Source organism: Pseudidiomarina salinarum (assembly GCF_000753715.1).
GTDB lineage: Bacteria > Pseudomonadota > Gammaproteobacteria > Enterobacterales > Alteromonadaceae > Pseudidiomarina > Pseudidiomarina salinarum.
This window is the reverse complement of sequence record NZ_JPER01000001.1, coordinates 739,612-753,496: the sequence shown is the minus strand read 5'-3', so window position 1 is coordinate 753,496 and position 13,885 is coordinate 739,612. Positions and strand designations below refer to the sequence as shown.

Below are 13,885 nucleotides of genomic sequence, written 5' to 3'. Positions count from 1 at the left end.
TCTTCAGTATTCTTCACTGCCTGATATAAACTTCTACGCTGAGATGGAGCTGTGATGAGCGGAGTTTCGACAGTATTTAAAAAGCTATTCGGACTAATCAACAGTATCCGGAAAATCATCGTTAACCTGGTATTTTTTCTGGTACTGGCAATCCTTGTCGTCTTTATCGTAGCTGAAGACGAGCCCATTATCGTACCCGATCAGGGTGTGGTTGTGGTAAAAATTGACGGCATTCTGGTAGAAGAAAAAACCTGGGTTGATCCTGTCGATCAGTTTGTCGGCGACACCTTTGGCTCGCAACCGGAACAACCGGAAACCCTGCTGAGCGATGTGCTGCGGTCAATTGAATTCGCCGCTGAAGACGAGCGCATTAGCGGGATCTACCTGGATCTCAGTAATATGGCCGGCGGCGGCCTCAACAAGCTTGAGCAAGTTGGTGAGGCACTCCTTGATTTCCGCGAATCCGGTAAAACCGTCGTGACTTATGCCGACTACTTCTCACAGTCACAGTATTACCTGGCGGCCTACAGCGATTCCATCTATCTGAACCCGCTTGGTGGACTGATGTTTGAAGGTATGGGCGCATACCGCTTGTACTACAGCGAACTGCTGGAAAAGTTAAAGGTTTCAACCCATGTATTCAAAGCCGGCGCTTATAAGTCAGCGGTCGAACCTTATACCCGCAATGATATGTCTGACGAAGCCCGTGAAGCAGCCTCTGAGCTCTATTCGGCGCTCTGGTCCAATTTCACTGCTGATTTACGTGACCTGCGTGATATTGACCCGCGCGCGTTGAGTGGTTCGCTTGACGACCTGCAACAGTTGCTGCAAGAAAATAACCATGATCTTGCCCGCTTTGCCGTTGCCAGCGGCTTAGTTGATGAACTCAAATCACGCGAAGAATTCCGCCAGCAGATGATTGATTTAACCGGCCTGGACGAAGATGAGAAGTCCTGGCGCCGTATAAACTATAAAAATTACCTCACTTCGGTCGAACTGATGACGCCCGAAGCGGATGATGACGTGGACCAGATCGCCCTGGTGGTGGCACGCGGAACCATTCTGGATGGTTACCGTAAACCCGGTATGATTGGTGGTGACAGCACCGCCGCCTTGCTACGCAAAGCGCGGCTGAATGATAAAACTAAAGCCGTCGTGCTGCGTATTGATAGCCCCGGCGGTAGCGGCTTTGCCTCTGAGGTGATTCGCCAGGAAGTACTGGAACTGCAGGAAGCCGGCATTCCGGTTATTGCCTCAATGAGCACAGTAGCAGCCTCAGGCGGTTACTGGATTGCCGCCAGTGCTGACCAGATATGGGCTTCACCAGACACCATCACAGGTTCGATTGGCGTGTTCGGCTTATTCTTCACTATTGAGGATTCACTGGCGGCGATCGGAGTCTACAATGACGGCTTCCATACCACTGAAATACCCGTTCTTGATCCAACCCGTAAACTGCCGGAAGCAGCAGAAAGCTTTATTCAGCAAACCATTGATAAGTTTTACCGTGACTTTGTCACTATTGTGGCTGACAGCCGCGGCATGAGCTATGAAGCCGTTCATGAAGTTGCGCAGGGACGCGTCTGGACCGGTGCCAGAGCACAGGAACTGGGTCTGGTTGATTCACTGGGCGATCTGGAAGACGCTGTTATCGCAGCGGCCGGGCTTGCCGGAACCGAAAATTATAAGCTGATAAAAGTCGAACCCGAGCTCAGTGCCCGTGAGCGCTTTTTGCAGGAAATGTTCGGCCAGGCTATGGTACTGCTACCCGAAAACAGCTCGCCGGCCCGGCTGGATCCGATCCAGCAGCAGCTGATGCGGATCTGGAGTGACCTGCAGATCAGTTCGAAGTTTAATGATCCGCACGGAGTTTATGCGCTCTGTGAACTTTGTCCGGTAAATTAAATGGTAACTGCAGTGAATGACAGTAAACGGAAACGTATTTATGTCGCCTACACCGGCGGCACTATAGGGATGCAGAAATCGGCACAGGGCTACGTCCCTGTGCCCGGTTTTTTGTCGCAGTGCGTAGCTGAGATGCCGGAATTTTTCCGCGCCGAAATGCCCCTGTTTACCATTAAAGAATACGACCCGCTGATGGACTCATCAGATATGTCGCCCGCAGACTGGCAACATATTGCCGAAGATATCCGCGACCATTATCAGGACTATGACGGTTTCGTCATTCTGCATGGTACGGATACCATGGCCTATACCGCCTCTGCCCTGTCCTTTATGTTTGAAAATCTGGGCAAGCCAGTGATTATCACCGGATCGCAAATTCCGCTGGCCGCATTACGGTCTGACGGACAAACCAATTTGCTCAATGCCCTTTATATCGCGGCCAACTATCCGATCCACGAAGTATCTCTGTTTTTTAATAACAATCTTTATCGTGGCAACCGGGCTACCAAAGCCGATGCCAACGGTTTTAACGCATTTGAATCGCCGAACTGTGTGCCCTTACTCGAAGCCGGCATCCAAATCCGGCTTAAAGCTGGTTCGGTGCAACCACTGCGGGAAGAGCCGTTAAAACTGACTTCCATTGCGCCACAAGCTATTGGCGTGGTCACGCTGTATCCGGGAATATCATCGGTCATTTTCGATAATATCCTGCAGCAGCCGGTGAAAGCGTTGATCCTGCAAAGCTACGGTGTGGGTAACGCTCCCCAGGATCCACAGCTGCTGAATAGCCTGCAACGGGGTATCGATAAAGGCACAATAGTGCTAAATTGCACGCAGTGTTTTAAGGGTAAAGTCAATATGGGCGGTTACGCGACCGGCAATGCGCTGGCTAAAATTGGTGTTGTCAGTGGTCAGGACATGACTATCGAAGCGGCACTGACCAAGTTGCATTATTTACTGTCCCAGGACCTGCCCCAATCGGAAATTCAGACCCTGCTGGAAAAAAATCTGCGCGGCGAATTGTCTCAATAACTATAAATAATAATCTGTAGACCCACTATGACCCCGAAAACTCCTGCTTTTTCTTCTCGACTTGGCTTTATTCTCGCCGCTGCTGGTTCGGCGGTTGGCGTTGGCAATATCTGGGGTTTTCCGACCCAGGCGGCAAGCAACGGCGGCGGTGCTTTCTTACTGGTCTACCTGATTATGATCGCCGTGCTAGCCTATCCCATGCTGGTGGCTGAACTGACCATCGGCCGTATGCGCCAGCGTAACTCGGTCGAAGCCTTGCGGGCACTGAGCGACAAACCATTCTGGCGCTCCTTCGGCGCCCTCAGTGGTATCGTCGGCCTCATCGCGCTGTCATTGATTCTAAGCTTTTACGCTATCGTTTCTGGCTGGCTGCTGGCTTATATGCTGGCAGCCATTGCTGAAATCGCTGGCCTGGTCGCACTGGCCGAATGGTTGGTCGCCTTTACCGTAGAACGCAACCTGGTGATGATGGCGCTGTTTATGCTGATTACCGTCCATGTCATCCGCTCAGGCGTTACCGATGGCATAGAGCGCTGGTCACGGCGCCTGATGCCGGTGCTGTTTGTGCTGCTGATTGCCATGGTGATCTACATTTTAACGCTGCCGGGTGCGACCGAAGGTTTACGCATGTATCTGCAGCCTGATTTTAGCCAGATTACCAACCCCGATCTGGTTATCAGCGCCATGGGACAGGCGTTCTTTTCATTATCCATTGGTGTTTGTAGCATGATGACCTACGGCGCCTATTTATCCCGTGATGAAAACCTTCCGCGGACTGCCGGCTGGGTGGCCATGCTGGATACCTCAGTTGCGTTTTTAGCAGGCCTGCTGATTTTACCGGCGATGTTTGCCGCGCAAAAACTCGGCGTTATTATTTATGACGATGCCGGCGTACTGCTATCGGCCGATACGCTGGTATTCAGCGTTCTGCCAGCCATGTTTGATTCTATGGGTAGTGCTGGTTTATGGGTGGCCTTTGCCTTTTTCACGCTGATGGTGATTGCGGCTATTACCTCATCCATTTCGATGCTGGAAGCGCCGGTCAACGCCTTGCGGGAAGAACTGGGACAGTCCCGGTCACGGATGGCCTGGGTGGTGGGTTTTGCTATCAGTGCCATATCCGCAGTCATTATTTATAATTTCGCGGCCCTGTTCGGCGCCGTCATCACCCTGACTACCGTTTACATTCAGCCATTGCTGGCGCTGGTGTTTGGCTTGTTGTTGACCTGGATCCTCAGGCAACAGCTGCTACTCAAGGCACTGCAGGAAGGAGCTCCGCTAATGGAGCGGACGTTATTCTGGAAAATATGGCCCTGGTATGTGAAGTTTATCTGTCCGGTACTGATACTGCTGGTCATCTGGCGGGGTTAGAACGAACAACAGTGGCCCGGCGGCTTTATACCCCGGGCCGTTGTTTTATATCACCAGGTTTTATATCACCAGTAAATCCATAAATTCATTTACCGGCATCGACTGCAAATGATGCTTATCCTTACAGAGATCAAATATTAAGCGGCTTCGGGCTGCCGGAAAGCGCGTGGCAAGGTTCTGCCGGAACTTGTTTTCCAGTACCGGAATCCCCTCTTCTCTGCGCCGCCGGTGGCCAATCGGATACTGCACTTCCACCTGATCAGTACTGCTGCCATCTTTAAAGAAGATCTGGATCGCATTGGCAATCGAGCGCTTCTCGGGGTTGTGATAATCCTCGCTGTACTGCTTGTTTTCAATAACCTCCATCTTCTCGCGCAATTCATCGATTATCGGATTGGCCTGATGGAATTGGTCTTCATAATGATCAGCAGTAAGGTTACCAAACGCCAGCGGCACCGCCGTCATATATTGCAGACAGTGATCCCGATCGGCCGGATTAGCCAGCTTGCCCTTCTTGGAAATAATCCGAATTGCTGACTCGTGTGTGGTAATGACAATTTTCTCAATCTCATCAAGCTTGCCTTTAACCTGCTCGTGCAGGGTGACAGCCGCTTCACAGGCAGTCTGGGCATGAAACTCAGCGGGAAACGAAATCTTAAACAGGATATTCTCCATCACATAGCTGCCATAGTCGCGCTGGAATTTAAACTGAGCGTCCTCTGGCGCTTTAATTTTCTGATCCTTGTTGGTCTTATTAAAGAGCACATCGTAGAAGCCCCATTGTGGCGCGGTCAGGGCACTGGGTATACCCATTTCACCAAGTAAGGTCAGATCAGCCAGCCGCACAGCGCGCGAGGTTGCGTCCCCTGCTGCCCACGACTTGCGCGAACCGGCGTTGGGCGCATGGCGATAGGTGCGTAGCGACTGACCATCAACCCAGGCCTGGGATACCGCCGCCATGATTTGCTCACGGTTACCGCCCATCAACCAGGTTACCACCGCAGTCGAGGCGACTTTTACCAGCACGACATGATCCAGGCCAACGCGGTTGAAGCTATTCTCCAGCGCGATGACACCCTGAATTTCATGGGCTTTAATCATCGCTTCCAGAACCTTACGCATGCTCAGTGGCGACTGGCCCTGCGCGACGCGCCGTTGCGAAATGAAATCGGTGATCGCCAGAATACCGCCAAGGTTATCCGACGGATGCCCCCACTCTGCTGCCAGCCAGGTATCATTAAAGTCGAGCCAGCGAACGATACAACCGATATCCCAGGCCGCTTTAACCGGGTCGAGACGGAACTGTGTGCCCGGCACGCGCGCTCCATGCGGAACGACCGTGCCTTCAACCAGTGGCCCCAGATGCTTGGTGCATTCAGGAAAGCGTAACGCCAGTAATCCACAGCCCAGAGTATCCATCAGGCAGTTACGGGCCGTGTCCCAGGCTTCATCGCTTTCAATCTGATAGTCCAGCACATAGTCAGCGATATCCTGGATCACCTGATCATAATCGGGACGCTCATTTTCATCGTAATTTGCGCTCATTAAGGTACTCCTTCACGCTGTAGTATGGGTTTAAGAACGCTCCGATAAAGGTGGCACGTCCCGTGGTTCCTTACCCACATAGTCCGCCGATGGCCGGATAATACGGTTATCCGCGCGTTGTTCGAATACATGGGCAGCCCAGCCGGTCAGCCTCGACATCACAAAAATGGGTGTAAACAGTTTGGTCGGAATACCCATAAAATGATAAGCCGAAGCGTGATAGAAATCGGCATTCGGGAACAAATCTTTTTCCCGCTTCATGACCTCATCAACGCGCTCAGAGACCGCAAACAGTGTGGTGTCGCCAACATCCGCGGCAAGCTTTTCAGCGTAATCCTTAATGATCTCATTACGGGGATCGGCTTCGCGGTAAACCGCATGGCCAAAGCCCATAATCTTATCTTTACGCTTGAGCATCCCCATAATGCCTTCTTCGGCTTCTGCAGCAGAAGACCACTGTGACAGCATGTCCATGGCAGCTTCATTGGCACCGCCATGCAATGGCCCCCGCAGCGAACCAATAGCACCGGTCACACAACTGTGCAGATCGGACAAGGTTGAGGCACAAACACGCGCGGTAAAAGTCGACGCATTAAACTCGTGCTCGGCGTAAAGAATGAGTGAAACGTTCATCACTTCGGCATGGAGGTTATTCGGCGCAGCTCCGTGCAGCATCTTCAGAAAATGCGCACCCACGGAGTCATCATCGGTTTTCGTCTCAATCCGCTTACCATTATGGCTGAAATGGTACCAGTAACAAATGATACTAGGCAGTACAGCCAACAGGCGATCCGCCGCACCTTCCTGGTTACTGAAATCACCCTCTTGTTCAAGATTGCCCAGCATTGAGGTGCCAGTGCGCATCACATCCATCGGATGCGCGTTAGCCGGGATCCGTTCGAGCACGTCTTTAAGCGGTTGTGGCAGGCCCCGTAGCCCTTTCAGTTTGGCTTTATAGCTACTGAGCTCCGACTCATTAGGTAGTTCACCTTTGAGGATCAGGTAAGCCACCTCTTCGAACTGACAGGTTTTCGCCAGATCCTTTATATCATAACCTCGATACGTAAGGCCTGAACCTGATTTGCCAACTGTGGATAACGCTGTTTTTCCGGCAACCTGGCCGCGTAATCCGGCGCCGCCGTTCTTTTTATCCGCCATATGGTACTCCTTCTATCAACCTCGTAAGGGATGGAAATTTCTGAGTAAAATCTTCTTAATTTAAAGCATAGCAAAGGAAATCGAATGGGTAAAAAAAGGCTCGGGACGAATGGGGGGTGTCCCGAGCTCAGGGGAATGGCTCAATGATTTGAGCCGTGCGCTAACTCATAAAAACGAACCAGGACAATTAGTTTAGACAACAAAAAAATAAAACGCCTAATTTTTCCGCAATTTTTTTTATCAGCGCCGCAGCGATCAACTGGCGCGCTTAAAAACCTTGTAAAAATTGGCGGTGGTCACCTCAGCTACCTGCTCCAGCGGCACCCTTTTAACATCGGCGATACATTGCGCAACGTCACGCACATAGGCGGGCTGGTTTTGCTGACCGCGATGCGGCACCGGAGCCAGCCAGGGGCTGTCCGTTTCTATCAGCAAGCGCTCAAGCGGCAAGGCGCGTACGACATCCCGTAGCGCTGAGGCATTGCGAAAGCTGGCAATTCCAGAAATAGAAATGTAAAAATCGAGGTCATCAATGGCGCGTTTTGCCATCTCAAGTGTTTCCGTAAAACAATGAAGTACGCCGCCACAACGATCAGCACCACCATTTTGCAGAATACTCAGGGTGTCTTCCTGAGCGTCCCGGGTATGGATAATCAGCGGTTTATCAAGTTCACCGGCTAATTCCACATGGTAGCTGAAACTATCTTGCTGCAAGGCCTTGCTGTCGGCGTCGTAAAAATAGTCCAGCCCGGTTTCACCCACAGCGATCACATTGTCCTGGCTGGCATAAGTGTGCAATAGCTGTTTATCAAGGGGGGTTTTGGCGATATAAAGCGGATGGGCACCACAGGAAATAAAAACATCTGCAAAGGGCGCGACCTTTGCTTCCATCTCAGGAAAATCTGCCAGGGTTACGCCAATGCATAGCATCCGCTTAACTCCAGCAGCGCGGGCCGCTTCAACGACGGCACTAAGTTCGCCACCAAAATCCGTTAAATCAAGTTTATCCAGATGGCAATGTGAATCTATAAACACAGGTACTCCTGCTTGCTCATGTGTTTGAGGACTTTACATAGTCGCGGTTGGCGAGGCCGATTCACCAAAATTACCGAGCTTGGTTTCAATCCGGTTACGCAAATGCGACTTATCATCTCTGAACTGGACCCCAATGCCGCGGAGATCCGATGTGCTCGCGGTGGCTGGCGATAACCAGACTACCGTTCCTTTAACTAAGGTATCTTCGGTATCCTCTGGCAGCCGGACTACCAGTGTCAGTTCATCGCCCAGTTTGTAGGGATCGTCGGTTGCGACAAATAAGGCACCCTGCTTGATGAACGGCATATAAGCCCGGCGTAACTGCTCTTCGGTATCGATATTCAGACGTTTTGTTGCCATATCAGTGCCACCTTGACCATAATTCTTCCAGAAGCAGCGGCCCGTTCAGACCACTTTGCTCACTCAGCATCCGCCGGATACCATAACATGATTGTAGCCACTGGTTGAGCTGGTCGCTATTCACATTATGCTGCTCCAGCCAACGCTGTGCCGGTTCACCCAGCAGCGTACTGCGTAATCGTGCTTGCGGTAGCTGCTGTTTCAATCTGATTAAATCCTGCAGTATCAGTTCACTGGCGCTAAGCCATTCCGCCCAGTCGGCTTTGCCGGGTTGTGGCCACGGCGCATTAGTGAACCAAGCTGCAGTCAGCTCGGCAATGCAGTCGCGCGGAAATTTCTGTTCGCTTATCCAGTTATAAACCGATACCGGAGCATGCGGATAACGCTGAATTAATGCGACTTCATCGTTGCTGAGTACACGCCCTAACTGGCTGGCCAGCCACTGCTGTGCTTCTGCTGCCGATGGTGGCGTGATCTGATGCAATTGCATCCGGCTACGCAGGGTCGGTAACAATAAACCGGTACGCCGCGGACTCAGAATGAAATAGGTATTTACCGTCGGCTCTTCAAGCGTCTTCAGCAACGCATTAGCTGCGGTAACTGAGAGCCGGTCAGCATGATTGATCCAGGCAACCTTGGCGCCGTGCTGGTTGGCGGTATTCTGCAGGCTGGTAATCAGATCACGAACCGTATCAACGCCGATGACCTTATCATCGACGCTATCGAGACTATAAAAATCCGGATGGTTACCAGCCTCCGCCAGCAGGCAACTTTTACAGCTGCCACAGGCTTTGGTGGTCGGCTGCAGACACAGCAGTAACCGCGTCGCCTGGCGCAGCAACCGGTCGCTACCGAGTTCTGGCTGCCAGCAGATACAGTGGGCATGACTGAGCCGGCCCGCCTGCATATCAGCCAACAGATTACGCCAGACCGGTCTTAACCACGGAAGATGCATAATGCGCCTGTATTTTTGCCAAATAGATTCATGTAAATAACTGGTTTTCCACACACTGTAGCAGATCCTGGTGAACCCTTTTCAGGCTTGCCTCAGCATTGATAACTTCGATACGGGGCTCGCTTGCAGCTATCTCGAGATAACGACGGCGGGTACGCTCAAAAAACTCCAGGTTTTCCTGTTCAATCCGGTCCAGCTGCCCACGTTGACGTGCCCGTTCTAAGCCGATTTCAGGGCTTACATCCAGAATCAGCGTCAGATCAGGATTAAAATCACCTAATACCAGTTGTTTTAGTTGCTGGAGCTTTTCGTCACCGAGCTGCCGGCCGCCGCCCTGATAGGCGCGCGATGACAGATCATGGCGATCCGCCAGTACCCAGGCGCCTTGCGCCAACGCCGGTCGGATAACATTCTCGACCAACTGTGAGCGACTGGCATACATCAGCAACAATTCAGTTTCTGCGGTAAGGCGTTCATCCCAGTCCCGTTTGACCAGCTCACGCAAATTCTCAGCGAGGGGCGTACCACCGGGCTCGCGTACGTTCACCACGGAAATACCTTTTGCCTGCAGATGACCGGTTATAGAGGCAATCGCAGAGCTTTTACCTGCACCCTCGAGGCCTTCGACAACGATGAATTTTCCGTTCATGGATTGGTTTGTTTCCGTTGATAGCGGTTTACCGCTCTATTATGTTCTTCAAGCGTTTTTGAGAATACATGACCGCCTGAGCCGTCAGCAACAAAATACAAGTAGTCACTGGTAGCCGGGTGCGCTGTTGCCCGGATACTGGCTGCCCCTGGCATGGCTATTGGGGTCGGCGGTAAGCCACTAATCCGATAAGTGTTATAGGCGGTCTGCTCGCGCAGGTGGGCACGTGTCAGATTCCCGTCAAAATCAGGGATACCATAAATCGTGGTCGGGTCAGACTGCAGCCGCATCCCCAGTTTCAGGCGATTGACAAAGACTGAACTGACCAGCGGCCGTTCACCGGTGTGACCTGTTTCTTTCTCTATAATGGAGGCCATAATAAGCATTTCATATGGGCTTGTATAGGGCAGCTCAGGATCCCGTTCACGCCAGTACTTGTCCAGCAGCCGCTGCTGTTCCTGATAGGCCTGCCGCAATAACAGGATATCGTCGGTGTAAGCCTGATAACTATAAGTATCTGGTGCCAGCAGCCCTTCCATTGACCTGAAGGTGTCCGTGCCGGTCACCGCCGCCAGCAACTCAGCTTCGCTCAGGCCACGGGTTGTCACCTGCAAATAGGGTTGCTGCTGCAACCGGTGCAGCCATTGCGCAAAGGTTTGTCCTTCAACGAGCGTCACCTGAAACTGATATTGCTCACCACGCTTCAGTTTGCTCCACAATTGTTGCAAGCTGATACCCGGCTGGAGCTGATAGACGCCCGCCTGAATACGCTCGCCCTGCCGCCACAAACGGCTGGCAAAATACGCCAGGGAGATATCAGCGATGAGATTTTGCTCGTTGAGTTTCGTCAGAATACTGCGGGTGTGCGTACCACGTTCAACTTCCAGCAATAGCGGCTGTTGCAGGCCTTTAAGAGGTTGCTGCAGTAACCACTGCGATCCGGCCACCACCACGGCGGCGCCGATGAGGGCTAAAATGATCAGACTAATCAGGAATCCTTTGATGCTAACCACCACTGCTGAACCGCCTCAGGCAAAAATGACTCTGTCATTCTATGATGACCTATGGTGGCTACAGGGCGCAACCCCAGAACACAGTTACATAGAAAGACCTGCTCCGCAGAACTTATATCGCCCGGGCCGCTGGCACAAACTTGCACCTGCCCCAGCACATTATCAGCCAGTAACCGTTGGCGGACGATACCAGCCACGCCAGCCTGATTAAGCCAGGGCGTATACCACTGGCTTCCAACCCGCCAGAAAATATTGCTGCTAATAGCTTCGACCACGGTATTACGGTTATCAAGCACAATCAGTTCGTCCAGGCCTCGTCGGGTGCGTTCCTGACTTAACATGACCTGTTCGAGCCGGTTAAGTGTCTTCAGACCGGCAAAGTGTGGTTGGCAGGCCAGCCGGAATTCAGCGAAATCCGTGCTCAGTGCTGTAGTGTCGCGCGCTGACAGTACCGCTGTGGTCACATACCAGTTACAGCCGGGTTCACCTGTTACGCGATAGCCGCGACTACCATAGCCTCTGGTAATAATGATTTTAACAACAGCATCAGGTTGTGAACTGGCAATATCAAGGAGTAATTCACGTACGGCAGATTCATCGGGGAGTTGGCTGTTAAGCTGCCGGGCGGCATCTTGTAAACGGTGCCAGTGTGATGACCACCATCTTATCCGACCCTGTTCAATAGTCAGCGTGGTAAAATGCCCATCGCCGAATTGCAGGCCGCGGTCTAACTGGGATGATTTAACTGGTTTACCGTTAACCCACATAGAAAAAAGGCGGAATTTTCATTCCGCCTCCTCACCGTATAGCTACTGCTTAGTCGTTTGCGTGATTCGTCACGTAATCGATAGCAGATTGCACGGTTTTAATTTTTTCGGCTTCTTCATCTGGAATTTCAGTTTCAAACTCTTCTTCCAGCGCCATTACCAACTCAACCGTATCCAGTGAGTCTGCACCCAGGTCGTTTTCAAAAGAAGCTTCTGGCTTCACTTCTTCTTCTTTAACACCCAGTTGTTCAATAATGATTTTCTTTACGCGTTCTTCGATAGTACTCATTGTATATAGGTCCCTTAATTTAGGTCACGAGTTCAGATTTGCGCTTAGTGTAGTGAATGCAACGCCATTAATAAAGCAAAAATTGGTATTAACCCCAGAGGTCATACCCCTTATTGCGGCATTGCTTTTTCCTTACACCATCGCCATCCCACCATTTACATGGATTGTTTCACCAGTAATATAAGCAGCCCCGGGCGACGCCAGGAATACCACTGCTGCTGCTATTTCTTCCGGCTGCCCCAGACGCGACGCAGGAATATTAGCAAAGATAGCCTGCTTCTGGTCTTCTGTCAGCGATTTCGTCATATCCGTATCAATAAAGCCCGGCGACACGCAGTTTACGGTAATACCACGCGCTGCTATTTCTTTGGCCAGGGCTTTGGTAAACCCGACCAATCCGGCCTTAGCCGCGCAATAGTTGGCCTGCCCCGGGTTACCGGTAGTGCCGACGACCGACGAAATATTGATGATGCGGCCGCTACGGCGCTTCATCATGCCGCGCATCACGCCCTTGCTTAAACGGTAAACAGATTTGAGGTTGGTGTCCATGACTGTATCCCACTCTTCATCTTTCATTCGCATCAGCAGGTTGTCTTTGGTAACACCGGCATTATTGACCAGAATATCGAGCTGACCATAAGTTTCATCAATGTGTTTCAGCGCGGCGTTTATGCTGTCTTCCTGAGTTACGTTCAGGGCAATCCCTTCGCCTTTACCCGACAAATAGCCGGAAATCGCGTCCGCACCTTTTTCAGTGGTGGCCGTTCCAATCACCGTTACGCCCTGCTCTGCCAACTGCAGCGCGATAGCTTTACCGATGCCGCGGCTGGCACCGGTAACCAGAGCAACTTGTCCTTGCATAGAAGTCGTCATAGAGAATCCTTCGCTGTTAATGATTCAGTAGTATTCAGCGCCTCGCCTTCAATCGTTTTATCGATGCGCTTATTAAGACCGGTCAGCACTTTACCAGGCCCTACTTCATAGATGTGAGTTACGCCATCGGCAACCAGTTTTTTTACGGTTTCGGTCCAGCGTACTGGCGAATAAAGCTGCCGGATGAGTGCGTCGCGAATCTGTTCAGGATCCGTTGGCGCCGCCACATCGACATTATTAATAACCGGCATGCGGGGGCTCTGAATCGCCACTTTGGCCAGTTCCAGCTTAAGCTGTTCCGCCGCCGGATGCATCAGTGCACAATGCGATGGAACGCTGACGGGTAACGGCAGCACGCGTTTGGCACCGGCCTCTTTTAAGGCATCACCTGCCCGCTCAACGGCCTTAACGTGGCCGGCGATGACCACTTGTCCGGGCGAATTAAAATTCACCGCCTCGACAACGTCATCATCCGCCTGTTCAGCACAGACCTTAATCACTACATCATCGTCCAGGCCAATAACCGCAGCCATCGCGCCAACACCCGCAGGGACCGCAGTCTGCATAAACTTGCCGCGTTTGGCCACCAGCGTTATGGCATCAGTGAAACTAAGCGCACCAGCACAGACCAGGGCCGAATACTCACCCAGACTGTGGCCAGCCAAATAGTCAGGTTCGCCGTGTCCGGCCTGCTGAGCAACCCGGTACAGCGCGACACTGGCGGCTAACAACGCGGGCTGAGTCCGCTGCGTTTCATTCAGATCCTCCGCGGGCCCATCCTGTACCAGCTGCCAGAGGTCATAGCCCAGCACGTCACTGGCCTCGGCAAAAGTCTTTTCAACAATCGGATAAGCCTCAGCAACGTCAGCTAACATGCCAACAGCTTGAGAGCCTTGTCCGGGAAAAACATATGCACGCATGAATCTGTCCTTC

The 13,885-nt window shown here is 51.9% G+C and carries 14 protein-coding genes; 3 read left to right on the top strand and 11 right to left on the bottom strand.

The features are described 5' to 3' along the window. Positions 1-54 precede the first annotated feature (54 nt). The 3 genes from sppA to IDSA_RS03610 are packed head-to-tail and all read left to right on the top strand — an operon-like array spanning position 55 to position 4,308. Entirely contained in the window at positions 55-1,905 is a 1,851-nt protein-coding gene (sppA, locus tag IDSA_RS03620; RefSeq protein WP_034774293.1) for a signal peptide peptidase SppA, read from the top strand. Next, a complete protein-coding gene (gene ansA / locus IDSA_RS03615; RefSeq protein ID WP_034774291.1) occupies positions 1,906-2,937 on the top strand; it encodes an asparaginase in 1,032 nt (343 codons plus the stop codon). Positions 2,938-2,964: 27 nt separating this feature from the next. Then, entirely contained in the window at positions 2,965-4,308 is a 1,344-nt protein-coding gene (locus IDSA_RS03610; RefSeq protein ID WP_034774289.1) for a sodium-dependent transporter, read from the top strand. Between the two features lie 60 nt (positions 4,309-4,368). On the opposite strand, the gene IDSA_RS03605 is transcribed toward IDSA_RS03610, so the two are convergent. From IDSA_RS03605 to fabD, 11 genes are all read right to left on the bottom strand, one after another. Continuing rightward, positions 4,369-5,853 (bottom strand): bifunctional 2-methylcitrate dehydratase/aconitate hydratase, encoded by a 1,485-nt coding sequence (locus IDSA_RS03605; RefSeq protein WP_034774287.1) that lies wholly within the window; start codon positions 5,851-5,853, stop codon positions 4,369-4,371. Between the two features lie 30 nt (positions 5,854-5,883). Beyond that, positions 5,884-7,011, bottom strand: coding sequence for a bifunctional 2-methylcitrate synthase/citrate synthase (gene prpC / locus IDSA_RS03600; RefSeq protein WP_034774285.1), 1,128 nt, complete (start codon positions 7,009-7,011; stop codon positions 5,884-5,886). Between the two features lie 255 nt (positions 7,012-7,266). Then, positions 7,267-8,046 carry a TatD family hydrolase gene (locus IDSA_RS03595; RefSeq protein ID WP_034774283.1) on the bottom strand — a complete coding sequence of 260 codons (780 nt, stop codon included), beginning with the start codon at positions 8,044-8,046 and terminating at the stop codon, positions 7,267-7,269. Positions 8,047-8,079: 33 nt separating this feature from the next. After that, entirely contained in the window at positions 8,080-8,406 is a 327-nt protein-coding gene (locus tag IDSA_RS03590; RefSeq protein ID WP_034774281.1) for a PilZ domain-containing protein, read from the bottom strand. A gap of 1 nt (position 8,407) precedes the next feature. Beyond that, positions 8,408-9,361, bottom strand: a complete 954-nt coding sequence (locus IDSA_RS11790; RefSeq protein ID WP_051986039.1) for a DNA polymerase III subunit delta' — start codon at positions 9,359-9,361, stop codon at positions 8,408-8,410. A 28-nt stretch (positions 9,362-9,389) separates the two neighbouring features. Continuing rightward, complete coding sequence (gene tmk, locus IDSA_RS03580; RefSeq protein ID WP_034774279.1) at positions 9,390-10,010, bottom strand: dTMP kinase; 621 nt, start codon at positions 10,008-10,010, stop codon at positions 9,390-9,392. Further along, positions 10,007-11,026 carry an endolytic transglycosylase MltG gene (gene mltG / locus IDSA_RS03575; protein WP_034774277.1) on the bottom strand — a complete coding sequence of 340 codons (1,020 nt, stop codon included), beginning with the start codon at positions 11,024-11,026 and terminating at the stop codon, positions 10,007-10,009. The genes tmk and mltG overlap by 4 nt, the downstream gene beginning before the upstream one ends. Next, positions 10,999-11,790, bottom strand: coding sequence for an aminodeoxychorismate lyase (pabC, locus tag IDSA_RS03570; RefSeq protein WP_051986038.1), 792 nt, complete (start codon positions 11,788-11,790; stop codon positions 10,999-11,001). The genes mltG and pabC overlap by 28 nt, the downstream gene beginning before the upstream one ends. A gap of 49 nt (positions 11,791-11,839) precedes the next feature. After that, positions 11,840-12,079: an acyl carrier protein gene (acpP, locus tag IDSA_RS03565; protein ID WP_034774275.1), complete on the bottom strand. Its 240-nt coding sequence runs from the start codon at positions 12,077-12,079 to the stop codon at positions 11,840-11,842. 132 nt (positions 12,080-12,211) lie between these two features. Further along, on the bottom strand, positions 12,212-12,952 hold the full coding sequence (gene fabG / locus IDSA_RS03560) for a 3-oxoacyl-ACP reductase FabG (RefSeq protein WP_034774273.1): 741 nt from the start codon (positions 12,950-12,952) through the stop codon (positions 12,212-12,214). Further along, positions 12,949-13,872: an ACP S-malonyltransferase gene (fabD, locus tag IDSA_RS03555; protein ID WP_034774270.1), complete on the bottom strand. Its 924-nt coding sequence runs from the start codon at positions 13,870-13,872 to the stop codon at positions 12,949-12,951. The genes fabG and fabD overlap by 4 nt, the downstream gene beginning before the upstream one ends. Positions 13,873-13,885: the final 13 nt, after the last annotated feature.